Annotated in this window: 17 protein-coding genes and 2 pseudogenes; 15 read left to right on the forward strand and 4 right to left on the reverse strand. The window is 68.6% G+C overall.

Features of this window, described 5'->3' with window-relative positions:
• The first annotated feature begins 13 nt into the window (after positions 1-13).
• Genes ON40_RS04485 through ON40_RS04515 form a run of 7 tightly spaced genes read left to right on the forward strand, consistent with a single transcriptional unit; the run spans position 14 to position 7,295 of the window.
• Positions 14-1,054 carry an ABC transporter permease gene (locus tag ON40_RS04485; RefSeq protein ID WP_083895395.1) on the forward strand — a complete coding sequence of 347 codons (1,041 nt, stop codon included), beginning with the start codon at positions 14-16 and terminating at the stop codon, positions 1,052-1,054.
• Entirely contained in the window at positions 1,051-1,977 is a 927-nt protein-coding gene (locus ON40_RS04490) for an ABC transporter permease (protein ID WP_040818664.1), read from the forward strand. Before ON40_RS04485 ends, ON40_RS04490 begins: the two co-directional genes overlap by 4 nt.
• Entirely contained in the window at positions 1,974-2,936 is a 963-nt protein-coding gene (locus tag ON40_RS54330) for an ABC transporter ATP-binding protein (protein WP_040818667.1), read from the forward strand. The genes ON40_RS04490 and ON40_RS54330 overlap by 4 nt, the downstream gene beginning before the upstream one ends.
• Complete coding sequence (locus ON40_RS54335; RefSeq protein ID WP_051192671.1) at positions 2,933-3,799, forward strand: ATP-binding cassette domain-containing protein; 867 nt, start codon at positions 2,933-2,935, stop codon at positions 3,797-3,799. The genes ON40_RS54330 and ON40_RS54335 overlap by 4 nt, the downstream gene beginning before the upstream one ends.
• The gene (locus tag ON40_RS04505) at positions 3,783-4,877 is read left to right on the forward strand and encodes a sugar phosphate isomerase/epimerase family protein (RefSeq protein ID WP_040818670.1); all 1,095 of its coding nucleotides are present in this window, start codon (positions 3,783-3,785) and stop codon (positions 4,875-4,877) included. The genes ON40_RS54335 and ON40_RS04505 overlap by 17 nt, the downstream gene beginning before the upstream one ends.
• Positions 4,874-5,794, forward strand: a complete 921-nt coding sequence (locus ON40_RS04510) for a sugar phosphate isomerase/epimerase family protein (protein ID WP_040818672.1) — start codon at positions 4,874-4,876, stop codon at positions 5,792-5,794. The genes ON40_RS04505 and ON40_RS04510 overlap by 4 nt, the downstream gene beginning before the upstream one ends.
• Before the next feature lie 55 nt (positions 5,795-5,849).
• Positions 5,850-7,295, forward strand: a complete 1,446-nt coding sequence (locus ON40_RS04515; RefSeq protein WP_051192672.1) for an FAD-binding oxidoreductase — start codon at positions 5,850-5,852, stop codon at positions 7,293-7,295.
• Here the strand turns inward: ON40_RS04515 and ON40_RS04520 are convergent.
• Positions 7,285-8,769: a chlorohydrolase family protein gene (locus ON40_RS04520; protein ID WP_040818674.1), complete on the reverse strand. Its 1,485-nt coding sequence runs from the start codon at positions 8,767-8,769 to the stop codon at positions 7,285-7,287. The two genes, ON40_RS04515 and ON40_RS04520, sit on opposite strands and share 11 nt — an antisense overlap.
• The gene (locus ON40_RS04525) at positions 8,769-10,550 is read right to left on the reverse strand and encodes a hydroxymethylglutaryl-CoA lyase-like TIM-barrel protein (protein WP_063712938.1); all 1,782 of its coding nucleotides are present in this window, start codon (positions 10,548-10,550) and stop codon (positions 8,769-8,771) included. Before ON40_RS04525 ends, ON40_RS04520 begins: the two co-directional genes overlap by 1 nt.
• A gap of 215 nt (positions 10,551-10,765) precedes the next feature.
• Between ON40_RS04525 and ON40_RS04530 the strand changes: the two genes are divergently transcribed.
• Together ON40_RS04530 and ON40_RS04535 are read left to right on the forward strand one after the other, a co-directional pair.
• Positions 10,766-11,749: an ornithine cyclodeaminase family protein gene (locus ON40_RS04530; RefSeq protein WP_040818677.1), complete on the forward strand. Its 984-nt coding sequence runs from the start codon at positions 10,766-10,768 to the stop codon at positions 11,747-11,749.
• Between the two features lie 40 nt (positions 11,750-11,789).
• Positions 11,790-12,809, forward strand: a complete 1,020-nt coding sequence (locus ON40_RS04535) for a DUF6282 family protein (RefSeq protein ID WP_157186191.1) — start codon at positions 11,790-11,792, stop codon at positions 12,807-12,809.
• A gap of 58 nt (positions 12,810-12,867) precedes the next feature.
• On the opposite strand, the gene ON40_RS04540 is transcribed toward ON40_RS04535, so the two are convergent.
• Complete coding sequence (locus ON40_RS04540) at positions 12,868-13,137, reverse strand: hypothetical protein (protein ID WP_040818680.1); 270 nt, start codon at positions 13,135-13,137, stop codon at positions 12,868-12,870.
• Positions 13,134-14,282, reverse strand: a complete 1,149-nt coding sequence (locus ON40_RS04545) for a 3-ketosteroid-9-alpha-monooxygenase, oxygenase component (protein WP_040818683.1) — start codon at positions 14,280-14,282, stop codon at positions 13,134-13,136. The genes ON40_RS04540 and ON40_RS04545 overlap by 4 nt, the downstream gene beginning before the upstream one ends.
• 258 nt (positions 14,283-14,540) lie before the next feature.
• On the opposite strand from ON40_RS04545, the gene ON40_RS04550 reads away from it, so the two are divergent.
• From ON40_RS04550 to ON40_RS54345, 6 genes and pseudogenes are all read left to right on the forward strand, one after another.
• Positions 14,541-15,632 (forward strand): ferredoxin--NADP reductase, encoded by a 1,092-nt coding sequence (locus tag ON40_RS04550; protein ID WP_040818684.1) that lies wholly within the window; start codon positions 14,541-14,543, stop codon positions 15,630-15,632.
• A gap of 154 nt (positions 15,633-15,786) precedes the next feature.
• The gene (locus ON40_RS04555) at positions 15,787-16,971 is read left to right on the forward strand and encodes an acyl-CoA dehydrogenase family protein (protein WP_040818685.1); all 1,185 of its coding nucleotides are present in this window, start codon (positions 15,787-15,789) and stop codon (positions 16,969-16,971) included.
• A gap of 26 nt (positions 16,972-16,997) precedes the next feature.
• A complete protein-coding gene (locus ON40_RS04560; protein WP_040818687.1) occupies positions 16,998-17,909 on the forward strand; it encodes a VOC family protein in 912 nt (303 codons plus the stop codon).
• A complete protein-coding gene (locus tag ON40_RS04565) occupies positions 17,906-19,546 on the forward strand; it encodes a flavin-containing monooxygenase (protein WP_040818689.1) in 1,641 nt (546 codons plus the stop codon). Before ON40_RS04560 ends, ON40_RS04565 begins: the two co-directional genes overlap by 4 nt.
• Before the next feature lie 16 nt (positions 19,547-19,562).
• Positions 19,563-20,510, forward strand: a pseudogene (locus ON40_RS54340) (alpha/beta hydrolase); the annotation flags it as partial.
• A gap of 96 nt (positions 20,511-20,606) precedes the next feature.
• A pseudogene (locus ON40_RS54345) lies at positions 20,607-21,044 on the forward strand (flavin reductase family protein); the annotation flags it as partial.
• Between the last annotated feature and the right edge of the window lie 28 nt (positions 21,045-21,072).

Consider the following 21,072-nt stretch of genomic DNA (forward strand, 5'->3'; position numbering starts at 1 on the left):
TGGAGGCGAAACGATGATGCGAAACCGATTCGTACAGGCGGGGTTGTTCGTCCTGCGCCGGGTCGCGGGTGGCGTCGGGACCTTGGCTGTGCTCGCGACAGTGGTGTTCTTCCTGCTCAAGGCCGTTCCAGGCGATGAGGCGCGGGTCGCGGCGGGTGCGTCCGCGACACCGGATCAGGTCGCCGCGGCCCGGGCCCGGCTCGGCCTGGACAGCAGCCTGTGGACCCAGTTCCTGCGTTTCCTCGGCCGGATCGTGCGCGGCGATCTCGGGGTGTCGAGTTCGACGCACGGTTCGGTCGGCGCGTCGATCGTCGACCTGCTGCCCGGCACCACCGAACTGGTCGTCGTATCGGTCGTGATCAGCGTGATCACCGCGGTGCCGCTGGCGATGCTCTCGGCCCTACGCGGTTCGGGCGCATGGGATTCCACGCGCCGGGTCACCGTCATCGTGCTGGCCGGTATGCCGATCTTCTGGCTGGCGCTCATGGTGCAATTCCTGCTCGGGACCAAGCTGCAACTCTTCCCGATCTCCGGGCAGCTCTCGATCGGTTACTCGGTGCCGCGCGTCACCGGTGCACCCACGCTCGATGCCCTGCTCTCCGGTGATTTCGCCGCCGCCCAGGACGCCTTCGCGCATCTGGTGCTGCCCGCGGTGGTACTCGCCGTCCCGCAGGCCGGGCTGCTGTACCGGGTCACTCGCGCGGAGATTCTGCGGGTGCTGACCCGGCAGCATGTCACGGTCGCCAGGGCCGCCGGTGTCGGGCGGGCGCGATTGATCCGGACCCATGTGCTTCCGCCCGCGTTGACGCCGGTGCTGTTCCTCGTCGGTATCGACTTCGGCACGTTGTTCGGTGCCGCGATCCTCGTCGAATCCGTCTTCGGACGTCAGGGCATCGGCGCGATGATGACGAATGCGATGGCCCAGAAGGACACGCTCAGCGTCGAGGGCGGTGTCCTGGTCATCGGGTTGATCGTGGTGTTGTCCAGCCTCGTCGTCGATATCGTGCAGATGATCCGGGATCCCCGGGTCCGTGCCGCGGAGCTGGCGCGATGAGCGGGCTCGCGACCGCCGCGCCACGCAGCGCGTTCGACCGTTCCCGCAGGCTGGGCCGGCTGTCCTGGGGGCTGCGCACGCGCCGGTCCTCGGTACTCGACCGGATCACGGTCGCGCTGGTGCTCATCCTGTTCGTGACGGCGCTGCTCGGCCCGACGGTGGCCCCGGACGTGTACATCTCGCACATCCAGGAGGTGTTCCGGCCACCGAGTGCACAGCACTGGTTCGGCACCGACGACCAGGGACGAGATGTGTTCTGGCGCATCGTCGTCGGCTGCCGGGTGACCCTCGGGGCGGCCGTCGTCGTGGTGGCCGGTTATGCCGCCATCGGTACCCTGGTCGCGACCGTGGCCGCGGTCGGGCCGCGATGGCTGGACGAGATCCTGATGCGGCTCACCGATGCCGTGCTGGCGTTCCCGGGAATCCTGTTCGCGGTCGCCGCCACCGCCGCGCTCGGCGCGAGTCTGCGCTCGGTGGTCCTGGCCCTGATGCTCACCGGCTGGCCGATGACCGCTCGCCTGCTGCGCGGAATCATGCGGGAGACGATGGCGATGCCGTTCGTGGACGGTGCGCGGGCGCTCGGAGTGTCGCGCACCCGGCTCATGGTGCGGCACGTGCTGCCCAACGCGCTACCGGCCCTGTGGGTGAAATGGGCCGGTGACATCGGCAACACCGTGATCATGGTCGGCAGCCTGTCGTTCATCGGTGCCGGTGCGCAACCGCCGTCGGCGGAGTGGGGCGCGATGGTGGCCGCGGCGCGCGGCTACGCGTCCAGCTACTGGTGGATCGCGCTGTTCCCGGGCCTCGCCATCGCGCTGACCACCGCGTCGTTCGGGCTGCTCGGCGACATGTTCCACGTTCGCAGCGATCCGGCGACGCGGCAGCGCGCGGCCGTGGTCATCCAGAAGGGACGGACCCGATGACCAGAACCGATGCCCTGCTCGAGGTTCGCGACCTGAGCGTCACCGTGCCCGGCGGCGCGACGCTCGTCGACCGGGTGAGCTTCGAGGTCGCCGGTGGTGAGCGCCTGGCGATCGTCGGCGAGTCGGGATCCGGGAAGTCGGTGACCGCTCGCGCGCTGCTGCGCCTGGATACCGATGTGACGCTGGACGGCTCGGTCCGGCTCGGCGGGCAGGAGCTGACGACGCTGACCGAGTCCGAACTCACCCGCATCCGCGGCCGCCGCGCCTCGATGGTCTTCCAGGACCCGCTGTCCGCACTGCACCCGACCCGCACCATCGGTGCTCAGGTCGCCGAGCCGCTGACCGTGCACGGCGTCGGCCGACGCGAGGCTCGGCGGCGCGCCGCGACCATGCTCGACGAACTCGGCATCGCCGACGCGCGACGCCGGATGCGGGCCTATCCGCACGAGTTCTCCGGCGGTATGCGCCAGCGCGTCGCGATGGCGATCGCGCTGGTCGGGGAACCGGACCTGCTCATCGCCGACGAGCCGACCACCGCGCTGGACGTGCGCGTGCAGGAACAGCTGTTCGCGCTGCTCGGCCGGGTCGCCGCGGAACGTTCGCTCGCCGTCGTGCTGATCACCCACGACATCGGCACCGTCGCCGGGTTCGCGGACCGGGTGCTGGTGATGTACGCCGGTCGGGTCGCCGAGCAGGGTGGCGTGGGGTCCCTGCTCGGCGCTCCCCGGCATCCGTACGCCGCGGCGTTGCGAGCCGCGGTGCCGCGCCTGGACACCCGGCCGGGACAGTTGGTCGCGTTGCCGGGGACGACTCCGGCACCCGCGGACCGTCCCGCGGGCTGCGCCTTCCACCCGCGCTGCCCGGTCGCGCTGGACGTGTGCCGGACCAGCCCACCCGCGCTGCAACCGGTCGACGACGGCGAAGTGGCCTGCCACCTGGTACGGGAGGTGGCCGCATGATCCTCGACGTACGTGGTGTCTCGAAGTCGTACCGTCCACTCGGTCAGCGCCCGGTCCGGGCCCTGGACGAGGTGTATCTGCGAGTGCCCGAAGGGACGACGGTGGGCCTGGTCGGCGAGTCCGGTTCGGGCAAGTCGACGCTGTTGCGCTGCATCATGCGGCTGGAAAGCCTGGACAGCGGTTCGATCGCCTTCCGGGGCGAGAACATCGTCCGGGCGCGCGGTGCGGCGTTGCGCGCGTACCGGCGTGAGGTGCAGATGGTCTTCCAGGACCCGGCGGGCAGCCTCAATCCGCGGATGACCGTCGCGGAACTGGTCGGTGAGGGCATGGTGGTGCACCGGCTGGTGCGCTCGGCCGCGGCTCGTCGTGATCGCGTCGCGGGCCTGCTGGACCTGGTCGGGCTGCCCGCGGAGGTGATGGGCCGGCATCCGGCGTCGTTCTCCGGCGGTCAGTTGCAGCGCATCGCGATCGCGCGGGCACTGTCGGTGGAACCGAGCCTGCTGGTGTGCGACGAACCCGTCTCCTCCCTGGACGTCTCGGTGCAGGCACAGGTGCTGAACCTGCTGACCGATATGCAGGAGCGGCTGGGCCTGTCGATCCTGTTCATCTCCCACGACCTGGCCGTCGTGAAGTACCTGTGCCCATCGATCGCCGTGCTCGAAAAGGGCCGGATCGTCGAGGAGGCGAGCCGCGACGAACTCTTCGCCGCACCGCGCGCGCCCTACACCCGCGCCCTGATCGCTGCGATACCCGACCCCGATTCCGCTGTCGCACAACGTGTTCGCGGCGGATCACCGTCAGTACCACCGGCCACCGCGGCCGGTGCCGAACCGGAAGGACACGCGGATGCGACTCGGAAGTGACGCCCTCAAACTGCCCGACTCGGCGGACCACACCCCGGTGGAGCAGTTGGAACGCGCGCATGCGGAGGGCCTGGCCGGACTCTTCTTCCGGCACCTGCTGCACGTGTCCGGGACGCTGGACCGGGCCGAACTCGGCGCGGTGCGGCAGCGCGCCGACGAACTCGGGATGTACCTCGAGGCGGGGCTGGGCCGGGTCAACCCGTACAACATCCCCGAGTCACCGGAGATGCGGATACTCGGGGACGGCGACACCGTGCTCGGCTACCGCCGGGTCCTGGAGGCCGCCGCCGGGATCGGCATCACCGAATTGTGGGCCGAGACAGCGACATTCAAGCCGTTCCGGGGTCGATTCGCCTACGACCGGTACCGCACCGACGCGCCCTGGGCGGACCAGCTGGCGGCGACCGTCAAATTCCTGCACACCCTGGCACCGATCGCGCGCGACCTCGGCATCCATATCAACCTGGAGACTCACGAGGAGATCACCTCGTTCGAATTGGTGCGCATCGTCGAGGCGGTCGGTCCCGACGTCCTGGGCATCACCTTCGACACCGGAAACGTGGTACAGCGGCTCGAACATCCGACCTGGGCCGCGCGTCGCCTCGCGCCGTACGTCCGGCAGACCCACATCAAGGACTACGACCTGGTCCGCGTCCCGGACGGGCTCGACGGCCAGCTGCGCCCGAACGGTGACGGCGTCGTCGATCTGACCGAGATCGTGCCGATCCTGTACGCCGCCAACCCGGATCTGCATCTGTCGCTCGAGGTCCGGGCGTACGGCGACGGGGCGGGTGAGTACCGGACCGACGGTGCCCGGATCGCGCTGTACGACCCGGTCTGGCTGGCGGGCCATCCGGATCTGACCACCGAGGAACTGGTGGCGTATCTGGAGATGTTGCAGCGCTACGAGGAACGGGTCGCGGCCGGTGCGGTCGACTCCTTCGCGACCTACCGGGCCGCGGTCTGGGACGAGGACGCGGCGTGGCGGTACGTGCGCACCTCCCGCGACCACGTGCGCGGCTGTGCCGAGAAGGCGGGCATCGTCCTGGACGGGACTCGCGTCGAGGCCGACGCGTGAGGCCGCTCGGCATCGCACTGCGCGACTTCGCGGTCGTCCCCGGCACACCGGACGAATTGGTCATCGCGGCAACGGAACTCGGCGTGACGGTCGTCCATCTCAACCCCGCGCGCTGGGTGGGGGAGCGGCTCGATCCGGCGGAACTGGAAAAGGTCGGCCGGGTCTTCGCCGCGGCCGGGCTCCAGGTGACCGTCGACCTGGGTGCGGTCAACCCGGCCTACCAGCGGTCGCCCGACCCGCTCGACCCGGACGGGACGAGTGCGCGCCGCCGCCTGCTGCGCGAGGCCGCACTGCTCGGGGCCGAATCGGTGCACGTGCGGGTCGGCTCGCCCGAATCCCGCGACGATCCGGCGGTGCCGTGGACCGATCAACTCGACGGTGCCCGGCGCGCCTTGGCCGATCTCGGGCCGCTCTCGCTCGAACTCGGCATCCCGGTGGTGCTCAAGACGCACGAGGAGATGTCCTCACACGAGGCGCTGGCGTTGGCCGAGGCGGCGGGCGAGCATGTGCGAATCGGGTTCAGCGCGGTCAATCTCCTTGTCTGTCTGGAGGATCCGGCCGCGGCGGCCGAACGGCTGAGCGGTCGGGTGCACACGGTGTTCCTCGACGACGCCGCGCTGTCCTGGTCCCGCGCGGGGATGGTGCGGCGGATGCGACCGGTCGGTGCCGGGATCGTCGACTGGCCCGCCCTGCTGACGGTGCTGCCCGCCGACGCGCCCCTCGTCTTCGATATGCACCGGGCCGAGCTCGACGCGCCCTGCTACCGGCCGGGCTGGGTGGCCGCCCGGCCGACGCTCGCTGTCGAGGAGATCCTCGCCCTCGCCGCGGCCGCACTGCCCGACGCCCCGACCACCGTCCTGGACGAACGTCGCGACACCGGCCTGTCGATGCTGCCGCTGCTCGCCGCCGTCCGCTGATCCGCACGAACGTCCTGATTCTCACGAACGGAGACCCTCGATCATGGTTACCCCGGTGTCACGAACGCCCGCCGATCCGGCGGACGCCCTGCGCGACGTCGTCACCTGCGACGTCGTCGGACCCGACGACCCGTCCTACGACATGCTCCGGCGTGTCTGGAACGCCGACATCGACCGCCGTCCGGCCGCGATCGTGCGCTGCGCCTCGGCGCGGGACGTGTCTGTGGCGCTCGGCTGGTGCGTCGCGCACGGGGTGGCGATCACAGTTCGCGGCGGCGGGCACAATCTCGCGGGTACTGCGGTCGCCGACGACGCGGTGCTGATCGACACCGGCCTGCTGCGCCACGTCGATCTCGACCCGGACACCGGCCGGGTCGTCGTCGGCGCGGGGTGTCGCTGGGGCGATGTGGACCGAGTCGGTGCGGAGTACGACCGCGCGGTGCCCGCCGGGGTCGTCTCGCACACCGGTGTCGCCGGGCTGACCCTGGGCGGCGGCGTCGGCTACCTGACCCGCATGTTCGGCGCCAGCGTCGACTACGTCGACGAGATCGAGGCGGTGGTCGCCGACGGCCGGATCCTCACCGTCTCCAGGGACGAGCACGCCGACCTGTTCTGGGCGTTGCGCGGGGCGGGCCACAACTTCGGTATCGCAACGAAATTCACCTTCCGCACGGTGCCGCTGCCCGGTGTGGTGACGATCCGGCAGGTGTTCTACGGGGCCGAGGATCGCGCCGAGGTGTTGCGTCTGTTCCGAGAGTGGGGTCCGGACGCGCCCGGCAACGTCGGCACCTACATCAGGCTGCTGCGCGCGCCCGAATACTGGTCGCAGCTGCCCGCTGCGCACCGCGGTCGGCCGGTGCTGTCACTGGCGACGATCTGTTACGGCGATCCGGCCGAGGAACCGGCGATCACCGCGCCGATGTTCGCCGTCGGCACGCCGATCTACCGCAACGTCCGCACCATGCCGCACGTCACGTTGCAGCACGCCACCGACGACGAATTCCGTTACGGCGTAGCGCATTACTGGAAACATTCGGCTGTCGAACGGCTCGACGACGACGCGATCGAACTGATCCTGCGCAACTGCGACGCGTATCCCGGCGCGAGCCTCAACGCCAGCGCCAACATCGCCCACCAGCTGCTGTGCCCGTTCGAGATCATCGCGGGCACCCGCAGTCCCCGGCCCAGACCCGATGATTCGACGTCCGGGATCGAGTCGCTGTTCAGCGCGAACATCGGCGCGGACTGGCTGTATCCGGCGCAGAAGGCGCCGCTGGTCGAGTGGGCGCGTCGGTTCGACAAGGAGCTCGAACCGTACCGCAACGGCACCTACATCAACTTCACCTCGGTGGCGGGCAACGACGAGATGGCCCGGAGCGTCTACGGCGACAAATACGACCGGCTCGCTGCGATCAAGCACAGGTACGACCCGGACAACGTGTTCTCGCGCGGCCTGGTCGATCTCGCGGAGAACGAGGATTCGCCCTGGCTCAGCGCCTGAAAGCGGGGAACTCCGGCGGGAGCAGTTCCGGGCGCGCGCGGCGCAGCACGTCGCGCTCGGAATAGGCCCGCAGGAGCTTGTCGAAGATCCGCTGCGCCTCGGCCCGCAACGCGGCGACGTCGACGCCCGGCACGACGCCGTCGCGCACGACGACCCGGCCGGCGATCACCGACAGCCGGACGCTGCGGCCGCTGCCACTGGCGAGCAGGGTCCGGATCGGGTCCTCGAGGACGCCGTCGCGCAGGTCGTCCAGCGAGAAGGCGACCAGGTCGGCCGCGGCGCCGACAGCGAGTCGGCCCAGGTCCGCCCGGCCCAGTGCCCGCGCGCCGCCGAGGGTTGCCGCGGTGAGGTACGCACCGGCCGGCGCGGCGTCGAGCCGGCCGTCCACGAGTTTGGCGATGTTGACGCCGTAGTCCATGCCGCGGACGAGATCCGGTGGGAACGAGTCGGTTCCGAGCGCGATGGTCACCCCGGCGGCGCGATAGCGGCCGAACGACTCCAGTGCGGCGCCGTAGCGCACCGAGGTGAGCGGACAGTGCACGATCGCGACACCGGCGTCCGCGAGTGCGCGCAGGTCGTCGTCGGGGTCGTCGCCGACGAGGTCCGTCGTGTAGCGCGAGGAATTCAGGTAGATCGCATGCGGCACAAGCAGATCCGGCCCGAGCAGTCCGGTCTCCCGCAGCAACTGCACGGGTGTGCGCCCGTACCGCTCGGCGAGCTGCGTCCACTCGAACCGGCCCTGTAGGCAGTGCAGGCGCACTTTCGTGCCCAATCGCGCGGCCGCGGCCGCGGTCGCCGTCATCAGTTTCGGGGTCAGCGTCTCGATCCGGCAGGGCAGCAGTACCGGGCGCAGCAGCGGGTCGTCGAGAGCGCCCAGCCATTCGGCGAACCCGACCGCATCGGCGAGTCCGGCGCTGCCCAGTTCCTCGTTCCAGGCCACCGTCGCGGGCCCCGTCGCGTCGGGCCGGACCCGCACGCCCGCGCGGTAGCTGGTGCCGAGGTAGGCGCGCAGGCCCAACTTACTCGCCGCCCGTGCCATGTCGACGCCGTCGTCGAACGTCTCCGCCCAGGCGGAGTGGGTTTCCGCGGCGATCGGCATCGCGGTGGTGACGCCGTGCAACAACAGCTGGACGAACGCGTAGTGGCGCACGAGCCGGCGCTCCGCCCGGGTGAGCACGTCGCGGCGGCGCTGATGGAACCAGTCCGCCGACCAGTCCAGGCCGACGGAATGCGCTGCACCCCAACATGAGTCGAACACCGCGTGGTCGATGTCGGCCAGCGCGTCCAGGTCGATCAGCCCGGGCAGCAGCACGCTCGCGCCCGTGTCGATGACCTCGTCCCCGGGGTTCGGGCTGGTGCGCGGCCCGACCGCGGTGACGACATCGCCGTCGATCACCACCTCACCGTCGGGCAGCAGCACGTGGCCGCCGTCCTGGAAGGCCACGACGTGATCGGCACGCACCCGAAGCGTCATCAGCGGACACCCTCTCCGGTGAGCAACCGCAGCAGACGCTGCTCGACGATCCTGGCGCATTCGCGGACCGTCGAGCGGTGTGCCCGCTCGGGACTGTCGGTGACGCGACGTTCGAGGCGGGCCAGGATGTCGGCGGCCGTACTTCCAGTGGTGGCCGCGACGTACCGGTGCCCGAGACGCTGCTCGTATCGTTCGGTCAGTGCGACGATCAGGGCGTGCCGGTCGGTGCCGGCGTCGCGCATCAGCCCGGCCTCCTCCTCGCGTGAGAATGCCGCGCGCGGCCCTGCGGCATCCACCCCGAGCGGCCGGAAGTACGCGGTCAGTCCGGGCAGGTCGGCGGCGGGCCAGTCGAGGATCGTCGTGCGGGCGGTCTGCACCGCGCCGACACGGTCCCTCGCCTCGGCGCGCACGGCCGCGATCAGATCCGGATGCGGCAGCGCGGTTTCCAGCGCGGCCGCGAGTTCGCCGTCCGCCGGTGGCCGCCGCAAGGCGGCGAGCAGGGTCGCGTACAGCGCGGTTGCCTCCTGCTCGTCCAGCCAGCGCGGATAGCCGGTGATCGCGGCGACCCGGGCATCGAGCGCGCGGCGCAGCACGGCGATCTCGGCGCGGTCGGGTGCGGTGCCGAGGTCGTGACCCGCAGCCAGCGCGACCCGGTGCAGATTGCGGACCATCGCGTCGGAACTGAGCGCACCCCAGACCCAGGTGATCCGCTGCCCGAGTTTCGCGGGCACCAGGCCGTGGCTGATCGGCGGGAACGAGTCCTGTCCCTCGACCATGGCCCGGGCCGCATCCCCGGGCATGTGTTTGAGATACGCGTAGCGGCCGGTGAGCGGTTTCAGCTCCGGAATGCGCACGCCGCTCTCGCGGGCGACGAGTTCGGCGATCGGCTGGATCAGGTCGAGTCGCAGGCCCGTGTCGATGCCGTAGAGCGTCTCGAGCGCGAGCACGACCTCCTCCAGCGGCGCGAATCCCGCGCGATACGACATCCCGTTGATCGCCACATCCGGTCCGGCGCCCGCCGTCGCGGCCGCTACCGCGCAGGCGGTGGCGAGCCCGAATTCGTCGTGCACGTGCACGGTCACCGGGATCGGCGCGCTCAGACGGGCCCGGAAGCGTCGTACCAGTACCTTCATCGCCTCCGGGCTCAGGCTGCTGGTCGAATCCATCAGATCGATCCGGGTCGCGCCGAGGGTGGCTGCATGGTCGGCCGCCCGGAGCAACTGCGCGAAGTCCCGGCGTCCGACGTTCGCCAACGTGATCGTCGTCTCCAGCCCGAGTGCGCGGGCGTACTCGAAATATTCTGCGAGCAGGTCTCTTTGGCGCATCTCGGCGTCCGCGTCGGGGGCGGGCACGATGCCCGGTGCCAGGATGCGGGCGCCCGCCTGCACGAGTGTGTCCACGGCCTCGCGCATCGGCACCGGCGTCGGCGTGCGGCCGTCACCGAGCAGCGCGTCGGCGTACACGTTGAGGCGCAGCGGCAGGTCGCATTCGGTGAGCGTCTCGAGCAGATCGAGGTCCTGGGGTGCGGGATGGGCCGAGCCGGACCAGTTGACGTTGAGGCATTCGTCGCGGATGCCGAGCTCGACCAGGGCCCCCGCGATCCGCTGGAAACCGGCCCGGCCGACCGTCTGGCCGGCGGTGAAGTATGTCTTGCGGATCGTGCTGTCGATCAGGCCGAGCGGGGACGGAAAGTTGAATTCCGCGAGCACCCCGGGATCGAAATCGAGTGGGCTGACGGCATGGCTGCCGACGACGACGGCCTGGCGGTCGGGGTTGAGCATCCACGCCTCCGGAGCATCAGACGAGTGTTATTTGTATACATACGTGCCAGATGCTGTCGGCGGCAAGGGATACCTGTTTCGGTTGTGTGAACACTCGAATGCGCTGATTACATAGCTGTCTGTGTCCTGACTGAATCGATGATCGTGGGTTAAGGTTGACATGTTGGTATACAAAAATCGGATAGACATTCACCGGCTCGAGGGGAGGTTTCGGTGTGACCACCTTGGTACTCACCAGCGATGAGTGCGAGTCGTTGCTCGACCACCGGCAGGTGATGGCCGCTCTGGAGCGCGCGCACGCGGCGCTCACCACCGGCGCAGCCGAACAGCCCCGCCCGGCCGCGATGCGGCCGGCGACCGCGGACGCCGCCGACCCGCACGGCCCGGCACTGCTGCCGATGGCGGCGACCTGGCTCGGGCTGGCCGTGGTGAAAACGCTGTCGGACATACCGCGCAACCGGGAGCGCGGTCTGCCCGCGCAACGATCGACCGTCGCGCTGTACGACGCGGAAACCGCCGAATGCCTGGCCCTGATCGACGGCCGGACGCTGACCCGCATTCGAACCGCGAGCGCGACCGGCCTGGCCACCCGCCTTCTGGCCAGGCCGGGCAGCCGCGTGCTGGGCCTGATCGGGGCGGGAGCGCTCGCGCTCGAGCATCTTCGCTCTCATCAATGCCTCGGTTACGACGAGGTCGTCGTCTGGTCCCGCTCGGACCGCACGGCGCAGGTCCTCGCCGAGATCGCGCCCGCCGACGTCTCGGTCACCATCGCCGAGACGCCGGGGGAGGTCGTCGCGAACGCAGACGTGGTGTGCACCCTCACCCCTTCGGTCGACCCGATCCTCACCGCGGCCGAACTGCGGCCCGGACTGCACATCAACGCAGTCGGCTCGCCGCCGCGCCCGCATTTCCGCGAACTCGCGGCGGATGTGCTCGCCCGGGCGAACCTCGTGGTCGTCGACGCGCTCGACGTCGCGCTGCACGAGTCGGGCAACATCGCCGCCGGAGCCGTGGACGCAGCCGCGCTCGTCGAACTCGGCGACATCGTGACCGGTGCACACCCCGGCCGCCGTGGCGGTCGCGAGGTGACGGTGTTCAACTCGGTCGGGATCGGCCTGCAGGACCTTGCCGCCGCCGAACTCGCCCGCAGTCGGGCACGATCCGCGGGGGTCGGTCGCGAATTCGATCTTCGTGGCTGAAATCTACCGGCCCACAAGTGACTTCGAGAAGGAGCAGGATATGACCGTCGTCGGCGAGACGTTCCACAAAAGATCGATGGAGCTCCCGGACGAGCTGATCCGGGGCGTCAGTGATGTCCATGTTCACAGCGGTCCGTGGCTCGAGTCGTGTCCCGGCCGGTTGGACCCGTTCCGGATCGCCGAGCAGGCTGCGGCGGCCGGCATGCGGTCGCTGGTCTTCTACGACCACACGCTCGGAATCAGCTGCGGTACATCGATGTTGACCCGTCGGCAGGTTCCCGGCATCGATATTTTCGGGGGCATCATCTTGACCACCGCACTCGGCGGGCTCAACCCGCGCGCGGTGAAGACCGCGCTGCACTACGGCGACGGCGCGAAGTTCGTCCATTTCGGCGCCCACTGCACGCACTTCATGGCCAGCAACGAGGGCAGCTACGTCGACGGCAAGCCGGTTCCGTTCAAGGACCGATACCCGGAGTTCGCCGCGAAGGAACTCGCCAGGTCCATTCGAATCCCGTTGGACGGGAACGTCTCCGATGACCTGGCCGAGATCCTGCAGCTGATCGCCGATCACCCGCACGTGCACCTCAACACCGGCCACGTCTCGGTCGAGGAAGCGATCCGGCTGGTCGACCTCGCGATCGAGGCCGGGATCACCAAGATCGTCGTCGCGCACCCGTGCCGGGGACGGATGACGACCGAGCAGCAGCGCGCGTTGGCCGCGAAAGGCGTGCTGCTCGAAGGAGCCGTGTCGGACTGGATGTTCCACCGCGGCCTGCCACGGACCAACTACTACGTCGAACGCGAGTGGGCCGACGAGATCGCCGGGATCGCCAACGCCCCGGAATACAGCGGCGTCGTGCCCTGGGCGAAGCAGATTCGAGAGATAGGTATCGACCACTTCGTCCTCGGCACCGACTACGGCATCGGCTCCGGACCGACACCTGCCGAAGGTATGCGTATCTTGGTCAGCGCCCTGCTCGACCTCGAATTCACACCTGACGAGATCCACACGATGATCAAAACCAACCCCGAGCGCCTGCTCGACCTGCCGGCGTAGCTGGGCAGCCGCGCAGGCGGATCTCGGCCTCTCCATCCCATCGAAACGCTCGGCCAGGTCATGCCGGTTGGGCCTGGACGACAGGCAGCCGGCCGCAGATCACCGCCTCGTCGATGGCCCGCGCGAGCCGCGAGCAGCCGGCCAGTGCGGGGCCCGGTATCGGCGAGTTCCCGAGTTCGTGGCATGCCTCGCGGGCCGCGGCGTTCCATTGCAGGCTCGTCTGTTCCCGGCTGCTCTTGCGTACGAGCACCCCGGCGGCGCAGGTGTCGCAGGTGAGCGGCCGCATCGGGACGTCGTCGAGCCGGTTGTCGGACCGGAACCCGCTCATGTCGGGGTGCCCGCCGACTTGGCCTGCCGCGCAATGTTTTCCGCCACCTGCTGCTGCCACGCCTCGTGCGGCCGGGTGGTGTCGAGTTCGAATTCGAACCGATCGACCATCGCGGGCTCGATGTCGGCGACGTCGACGTAGAACTGGTCGTACCAGCGGCGCAGCTGGTAGACCGGGCCGTCCTCCTCGCACAGCAGCGGATTGTCGATTCTGGCCTTGTTCTTCCAGATCTCGACGTCCTGCTCGAATCCGAGCTTGACGAAGTCGCCGAGCGCGATCGCGGCCTGCATGGCCGCATCGTCCGGAAGCGTCGCGGATTTCTTCACGATGATGCCGTATTGCAGCACGAACGAGTTGGCGTCGATCGGGTAGTGGCAGTTGAGCAGCACGGTCTGCTGATCGCCGTGTTCGAAATGGTAGAGCAGATCATCGATCATGAATGACGGGCCGTAATACGAAGCGACGGAAGAGGATCCGAGCATTTTCGGCTGCCCCTCGGGAGCGGGGTAGTCCTCGCGTGCCTCGCTCTTGAAGTACTGCGTGGCGACGTGCCCTTCGAAGACGTTCTTGAAATATGTCGGCAACGCCCCGTGGATGTAGAAGAAGTGCGCCATGTCCACGACATTGTCGATGATTTCCCGACAATTGGTATTCACCACCGTGGTGTACCAGTGCCAGTCGGTCCATTCCTCGCCGCCGGCGCCTTCGATGCGGGGAATGGTGACCTCGTCGGTAGGCGGCTTACCTTCGGGGTCGTGCCAGACGAACAGCATGCCGTCCTGTTCGAGGGTGGGCCAGGAGCGGGTGCGGGCCAGTGGGGGGACGCGACGGGCGTACGGGATCTGTTTGCAGCGTCCGTCGCCGCCCCAGCGCCATTCGTGGAAGGGGCAGGCGATTTCGTCGCCTTCGATGCGGCCCTGGGACAGGTCGCCGCCCAGGTGGCGGCAGTAGGCGTCGAGGATGTTGATCTTGCCGTTGGTGCCGCGGAAGATCACGAGCTTGGTGCCGAAGGCATTGATGGCGTGGGGTTTCGCGTCGGTGTAGTCGCGCAGGAGGCCCAGGCAGTGCCATCCGCGGGCGAACCGGGTGGGTGCGTCGTCTGCTTCGATTTCGCGGATGTCGGTTTCTGCGAACGGGGATGTCATGGTGCGCTCCTCGGGGGAGAAAATCTCGTTTCGTCGGCGGCAGCGGGTGGCCGCCGCCCGGCCGCAGCTGGCGGCGAGCCCGTTTCTAGCAAGCCGCGAAAGCAGGAAACGGGGGATATTTCACTGAATGGACGCTGCCTCGTCTCCCAATCAGCGAGACGGCCCCCGGATCACTACGAATGGCGGCCCTAACCTTCCCGGAGCCCGAAACCCGTCCCGGGAAACGCGGGCGTGACTCGAATGCGATCAGGAGGGCGGATGTCCACGGATACGAGTGTCGGCCGCGAGGTCCTCGACGACTCGGCGGCAAACCCTGCGGCCTCGCGCGGCAGTGTCGTCCGGGTGCGCGAGGTCGTCCACGAAACCGCCGACGCGTCCTCGTTCGTCGTGGAGCCCGGCGTCCAGGCGGCGGCATCGTTCGAATACCGGGCGGGGCAGTTCCTGACCGTCCGGATTCCCGATGCCGGTACCGGGTCGGCGCGCTGCTACTCGCTGTCGAGTTCACCGCACAGCGATGCGGCGATGAAGTTCACGGTCAAGCGCGTGGCGGGCGGACACGGCTCGAATTGGCTCTGTGACAACGTCTCGGCCGGAGACGAACTCGAAGTGCTGCCGCCCTCGGGAACATTCACGCCGGACTCCCTCGACGAGCCGGTGGTCCTGATCGCCGGTGGCAGCGGGGTGACGCCGGTGATCGCGATCGCGAAGTCGATCCTGTTCGCGGGCAGCGCAGATGTCGTGCTGATCTACGCGAATCGAGACGAGGCGTCGGTCATATTCGCCGCGGAACTGCGTGCCCTGGAGAGCCGGTTCGCTGACCGCTTCACGGTGATCCACCGGCTGCAATCGTTGCAGGGCTACCCGACCCGCCGAGCGTTGACGATGCTGCTGTGCCCCTTCGTCCAGCGGGCTGTGTACATCTGCGGGCCCGGCCCGTTGATGAGCCTGGCCGAAGAGGCGTGCGCCGAGGTCGGCATCCCCGGCAACCGGGTTCATTCGGAGCGATTCCTGTCGCTTCGGCAGGACCCGTTCGCAGTCGACTCGGAGTCGCCGGACGACCGGGACGCCACCGGCGAGGTCGCGGCCACGATCCGGGTGGCCATCGACGGAGCCGAACACGTCGTGCCCTGGCGAGCCGACCGCAAGCTGCTCGACGCGCTGCTGGCGGCCGGAATCCAGGCCCCGTACTCCTGCCGTGAAGGAGCCTGCAGCGCATGCGTCTGCTCGTTGCGGTCGGGGCGGGTAAGCATGGCGCGCAACGAGATTCTCGCCGACGAGGACGTCGCCGACGGTTACATCCTGGCCTGCCAGGCGGAACCGGTCACCGACGAGATCGCGATCGAGTACTGACCGCCCCGTCGGAATACCTTCCCACTCACCAGGAGACCGGCGCCAGTTCCGGAGCGGGAGTTGCCAAGCTCTGTCCGACGCGAGAAGTTCCGTGACGGCAACCGGGACGCCTTCTCTCGAAATGCCTTTCAGATCAAAGGATCAGGAGTTTTCCATGCCGAACCCAGTCCTGGACAACATCGTCGCCATCGCCGACGAGATCCGCGCCGGTGCGCAGGAAGGCGAGTCGCTGGGTCGGCTGCCCGACGCCATGGCCGAGAACCTCCGACAGGCCGGTCTCATCCGCCTGTTGCAGCGCAAGAAGTACAACGGCTACGAAGCCCACCCTCGCGAGTTCGCCGAGACGGTCATGCAGACCGCCTCCCTCTACGGTTCGGCGGGCTGGGTCGGCGGAATCGTCGGTGTCCACCCCTGGCAGCTGGCCTTCGCCGATCCGAGAGTCCAGGACGAGATCCTCGGCGAGAACAGCAACACCTGGCAGGCCTCGCCGTACATGCCCGGCGGCGTCGCGGTGCCCACCGACGGCGGTTACGTCATGAGCGGCCGCTGGCAGTTCTCCTCCGGCACCGACCACTGCGACTGGATCTTCCTGGGCGCGATGGTCGGCGGCGCCGACGGCAAGCCGCTGATGCCGCCGCAGAGCCTGCACGTGATCCTGCCGCGCTCGGACTACCGGATCGTCGCGGACTCCTGGGATGTGGTCGGCCTGCGCGGCACCGGCAGCAAGGACATCATCGTCCAGGACGCGTTCATCCCCGATTACCGGGTCATGAACGGGGACAAGGTGATCGATGGCACCGCGGCCAAGGAGTACGGCGTCACCGAGACGCTGTACAAGATGCCGTGGTCCACCATGTTCCCGCTGGGCATCACCTCGGCGACCATCGGCATCTGCGAGGGCGTGCTCGCCGCGGGCATCGACTACCAGCGCAATCGCGTGGGCGCCACCGGAACCCTGGTCAAGGACGACCCGTACGTGCTGCACGCCCTCGGTGAGGCCGCCTCGGAGATCGACGCCGCCCGCCAGCAGTTGCTGGCCAATGTCGACCGCATCTACGACCGGGTCGACCGCGGCGAGGAGATCGACTTCGCCACCCGCGCACAGGTGCGCCGCGATCAGGCGCGCGCCGCCTGGCGTGCGGTCCGCGCCGCCGACGAGATCTTCGACCGTGCCGGTGGCAACGCGCTGCGCATGGACAACACGCTGCAGCGGTTCTGGCGTGACGCGCACGCGGGTCTGCACCACGCCATCCACGTCACCAGCACCACCTATCACGCCGCCGCGATGTCCTCACTCGGCGTGGAGGTCCCGCCCGGACCGCTGCGCGTGATGATCTGACCGGCTCGTAGAGAGGCACGAAAACGATGACCACCGAAATCAAAGGTCTCGGCTATGTCCGAGTTCTCGCAACCGATATGGAGCGCTGGCGCGAGCTGGGCTTCGAGGTCCTCGGGTTCGCCCCGGGCTTCGGAGTCGAACCGGACGCCCTGCACTTCCGCATGGACGAGCGGCCCTCCCGCATCACCGTCGAACACGGTGACGTCGACCGCGTGACCGCGGTCGGCTGGGAGGTCCGCGACGGCCTCGCGTTGGCCCGGCTGGCGGCTACGCTCGAGGCGGCGGGCGTCGAATATGCCCCGATGACAACGGAATTGGCGGACCGTCGCAAGGTCGAGGCGGGCATCGTTACGACGGATCCGGGCGGCACACCGCTGGAGTTCTTCCACGGCCCGGTGCTCGAGCACAGCCCCGTGCTGACCAAGTACGGCCAGCGCTTCGTCACCGGCACGCAGGGCCTGGGCCATGTGGTCATGCCGACCACCAACTTCGACGAATCCTTCGCCTTCTACACCGAGACCCTCGGATTCCTGTCGCGCGGTGCGTTCCGGATGCCGACGCCGCCGGACGCCCCGCCGCAGCGGATCCGGTTCCTCGGGGTGAACGAGCGTCACCACAGCCTGGCGATCATGCCGAGCCTGGAAGGCCGGGACCCGGGGCTGATCCACGTGATGGTCGAGGTGGACGAACTCGACGCGGTCGGTCGCGCCTACGACCAGGTGATGGCGCGCGAGTTCCCGGTGTCCTCGACGCTCGGGCGGCACACCAACGACAAGATGATCTCCTTCTACGTTCGCGTGCCCGGTGGCTGGGACATCGAATACGGCACCGGCGGCGTGCCCGTCGACGAAACCTATTACACCGCAGAGGAAATCACCGCGGACAGCTACTGGGGCCACGAATGGATGTGGATGCGGGAGATGAAGGAAGCGCAGTGACAACCCAGGACAGCCATGTCGACGTGGTCGTCGTCGGAGCCGGGATCGCCGGTCTCTACGCCGTGCACAGGTTCCGCGCACGCGGTATGCGCGTGCGCGGCTTCGAGAGCGCGTCGGGACTCGGCGGGACCTGGTTCCACAACCGGTACCCCGGGGCCCGCTGCGATGTCGAGAGCATCGACTATTCCTACTCGTTCGACGAGGATCTCCAGCAGGAGTGGACGTGGAGTGAGCGATTCGCGACTCAGGAAGAGATCCTGCGCTATCTCGAACACGTCGCCGATCGTCACGACCTGCGCTCGGCCTACGAGTTCTCGACCCGGGTGACCGCGGCGGTCTACGACGAGGACACTCGGCAGTGGACCGTCGAGACCGACACCGGCGCGAGCGTGACCGCGCGCTTCTGCGTTCTGGCGACCGGGGTGCTGTCCGCGACCAATATGCCGGACATCCCGGGACGCGACACCTTCGCGGGCGAACTGCACCACACGGGGGAGTGGCCGCATCAGCCGGTGGATTTCGGCGGAAAACGCGTGGGCATCATCGGAACCGGGTCCTCGGGAATCCAGTCCATTCCGATCATCGCCGAGAGCGCGGACCACGTCTTCGTCTTCCAGCGCAGCCCGAATTATTCGATCCCGGCGCGAAACCGCCCGCTGACACCGGAATTCGTCGCCGAGGTCAAGGCCACGTACCCCGAGCGCCGACGCCTGTCGCGCCTGAGCGGCGGTGGTTCGCCGTATACGCCGCATCCGAAAGGCGCCTTGGAAGTCGATGCCGCCGAACGCATTCGGGTTTTCGACGAATGGTGGGACCGGGGTGGCGTGCTGTTCGCCAAGGCGTTCCCCGACCAGACCTCCGACCCGGCCGCGAACGCCGTGGCGCGGGAGTACGTCGAGGCCGAGATCCGCAAGCTGGTGCGCGATCCCGAGATCGCCGAGCAGCTCATCCCGACCGATCACCCGATCGGCACCAAGCGGATCGTCACCGACAGCGGGTATTTCGAGACCTACAACCGCGCGAACGTCACACTGGTGAACCTGCGCCGGACGCCGATCACCGAGATCACCGCGAGCGGGGTGTGCACCTCGGAGCAGATCTACGACCTCGACATGCTGGTATTCGCCACGGGATTCGATGCGATGACCGGCGCCTTGTCCCGGATCGACATCCGTGGGCGGGATGGTCGTGAGTTGCGTGCGGAGTGGTCGGCCGGTCCGCGCACCTATCTGGGTCTGGCGGTCGCCGGATTCCCCAATATGTTCATCCTCTCCGGGCCCGGTAGTCCGAGCGTGCTCGCGAACATGGTGCTGACCGCGGAACAGCACGTGGATTGGATCGCGGAGTGCCTGGACTTCATGGACGAACGCAACGCGTGCACCATCGAGCCGACCTCCGAAGCCGTCTCGGACTGGGTGGCCGAATGCAACGCGAAGGCCGCCGCCACCTTGTTCCCCACCGCTGATTCCTGGTATCTCGGCGCGAACATTCCCGGCAAGCCCCGCGTGTTCATGCCCTACATCGGCGGATTCGGCGCGTACAGCGCGATCTGCGACGACGTCGCCGCCGCCGGTTACCAGGGATTCGAACTCGACGCCGCCGAGGTTCCCTCCGGCGGTGGACACCATCGACGATGAGATAGGAAGTGTCCGAATGGGCGGACAGCGCAGGCCCGACCTGCACCCCGAGGTCGAGGCGATGCTGCAGGCATTGGATGCCTTTCCGGACGTCAGCGAGTACGCGGCCGCCGAATTGCGGACGCTCATCCGGTCGCGGCGGGGACCACTGCGCACCACCCCCGCCATGTGGATCTGCGAGGATCGCGTCATCGAGGGGCCGGGTGGGGACCTGGCCCTTCGGATCCTGGTCCCGCATCACGAGCAGCGCGGACCGCTGCCGGTGATCGTCTTCGCCCACGGGGGCGGTTTCGTGTTCTGCGATCTCGACAGTCACGACGAGCTGTGCCGGGCGATGGCAGAGGCGGTCGGGGCCGTCGTGATCTCGGTCGACTACCGGCTCGCGCCCGAGCACCCCGGGCCCGCGGCGATGGAAGATGTTTACGCCGCGCTGATCTGGGCGTCCGAGCATGCCGCCGAATACGGTGCGGACTCCGGCCGGATCGCCGTCGCGGGTGACAGCGCGGGTGGCAATCTCGCCGCCACCGTGAGCCTGGCCGCGCGGGACCGGGGCGGCCCGCGGATCGCCGCGCAGGTCCTGCTGTATCCGGTGATCGATGACGATTTCGCCACCGAGTCGTACCGCCGCTACGGAACTGGCTACTACAACACCGCGAAGGCCATGCGGTGGTACTGGCAGCAGTACGCCCCGGACGGCACCGACAATCCGTACCTCGTTCCGACGCGGGCGGCCACCCTCGCCGGTCTACCCCCAGCGGTGATCGTGACCGCGGAACTCGACCCGCCGTGTTCGTCGGGTGACGACTACGCCCGGCGCCTGAACGCGGCCGGTGTGCCGGTCCTCGCGCACCGGTTCGACGGACTGTTCCACGGATTTCTGACCTTTCCCGACCTCTCGCTGACCGGTCCCGCGCGACAACGGGTTTGGCGGATGATGCGAGAGGTACTCGCCGACCCCGCACCGAACGGTAGACCCGGCTCGGAAACCGCTGCAGCGCCGTTCGTTTCGCGGCTCCCGGAAGTGGATCCCGCTGAAATGCGCACTGTGTTGGGACATTTCGCCACCGGCGTCGTCGCGATCACCGCCGCCGATTCCGAGACCGGACAACCGGTGGGACTGGCCGCCAATTCGTTCACGTCGGTCTCGCTGGATCCGCCGTTGATCGCCTTCTGCGTGGCGTCGACGAGCACCTCGTGGCCGCGGGTCCGGTCCGCGGGGCTCTACGCGGTCAGCATCCTGTCCGACGCGCAGGAAACGGTCTGCCGCCGCCTGGCGACTCGCGGTGTCGACAAATTCGACGGAATCGATTGGACGCCTTCGCCGTCCGGTGCGCCGGCGGTCACCGACTGCCTGGCCTGGATCGAGGCCGAGCTCGAAGCCGAATATCCCGCCGGGGATCACACCATCGTCGTGTCGCGGGTGCGTCATCTCTACTCGTCGGACCTCGCGCCGCTGATCTTCTTCCGCGGTCGCTACAGCGGCCTCAGCGTCTCATGAGGGCCGCCGTCGGTGTGCGTCCGCTGAA

Source organism: Nocardia jiangxiensis NBRC 101359, from assembly GCF_000308615.1.
GTDB classification, from domain to species: Bacteria; Actinomycetota; Actinomycetes; order Mycobacteriales; family Mycobacteriaceae; genus Nocardia; species Nocardia jiangxiensis.

What these genes read in the sequence shown, in the direction of transcription:
- ON40_RS04550 (WP_040818684.1), top strand. Translation starts at nt 14,541, where the DNA reads ATGTCCACGGATACGAGTGTCGGCCGCGAGGTCCTCGACGACTCGGCG.
- ON40_RS54330 (WP_040818667.1), top strand. Translation starts at nt 1,974, where the DNA reads ATGACCAGAACCGATGCCCTGCTCGAGGTTCGCGACCTGAGCGTCACC.
- ON40_RS04490 (WP_040818664.1), top strand. Translation starts at nt 1,051, where the DNA reads ATGAGCGGGCTCGCGACCGCCGCGCCACGCAGCGCGTTCGACCGTTCC.
- ON40_RS04545 (WP_040818683.1), bottom strand. Translation starts at nt 14,282, where the DNA reads ATGACATCCCCGTTCGCAGAAACCGACATCCGCGAAATCGAAGCAGAC.
- ON40_RS04525 (WP_063712938.1), bottom strand. Translation starts at nt 10,550, where the DNA reads ATGCTCAACCCCGACCGCCAGGCCGTCGTCGTCGGCAGCCATGCCGTC.
- ON40_RS04540 (WP_040818680.1), bottom strand. Translation starts at nt 13,137, where the DNA reads ATGAGCGGGTTCCGGTCCGACAACCGGCTCGACGACGTCCCGATGCGG.
- ON40_RS04520 (WP_040818674.1), bottom strand. Translation starts at nt 8,769, where the DNA reads ATGACGCTTCGGGTGCGTGCCGATCACGTCGTGGCCTTCCAGGACGGC.
- ON40_RS54335 (WP_051192671.1), top strand. Translation starts at nt 2,933, where the DNA reads ATGATCCTCGACGTACGTGGTGTCTCGAAGTCGTACCGTCCACTCGGT.
- ON40_RS04555 (WP_040818685.1), top strand. Translation starts at nt 15,787, where the DNA reads ATGCCGAACCCAGTCCTGGACAACATCGTCGCCATCGCCGACGAGATC.
- ON40_RS04560 (WP_040818687.1), top strand. Translation starts at nt 16,998, where the DNA reads ATGACCACCGAAATCAAAGGTCTCGGCTATGTCCGAGTTCTCGCAACC.
- ON40_RS04505 (WP_040818670.1), top strand. Translation starts at nt 3,783, where the DNA reads ATGCGACTCGGAAGTGACGCCCTCAAACTGCCCGACTCGGCGGACCAC.
- ON40_RS04535 (WP_157186191.1), top strand. Translation starts at nt 11,790, where the DNA reads ATGACCGTCGTCGGCGAGACGTTCCACAAAAGATCGATGGAGCTCCCG.
- ON40_RS04485 (WP_083895395.1), top strand. Translation starts at nt 14, where the DNA reads ATGATGCGAAACCGATTCGTACAGGCGGGGTTGTTCGTCCTGCGCCGG.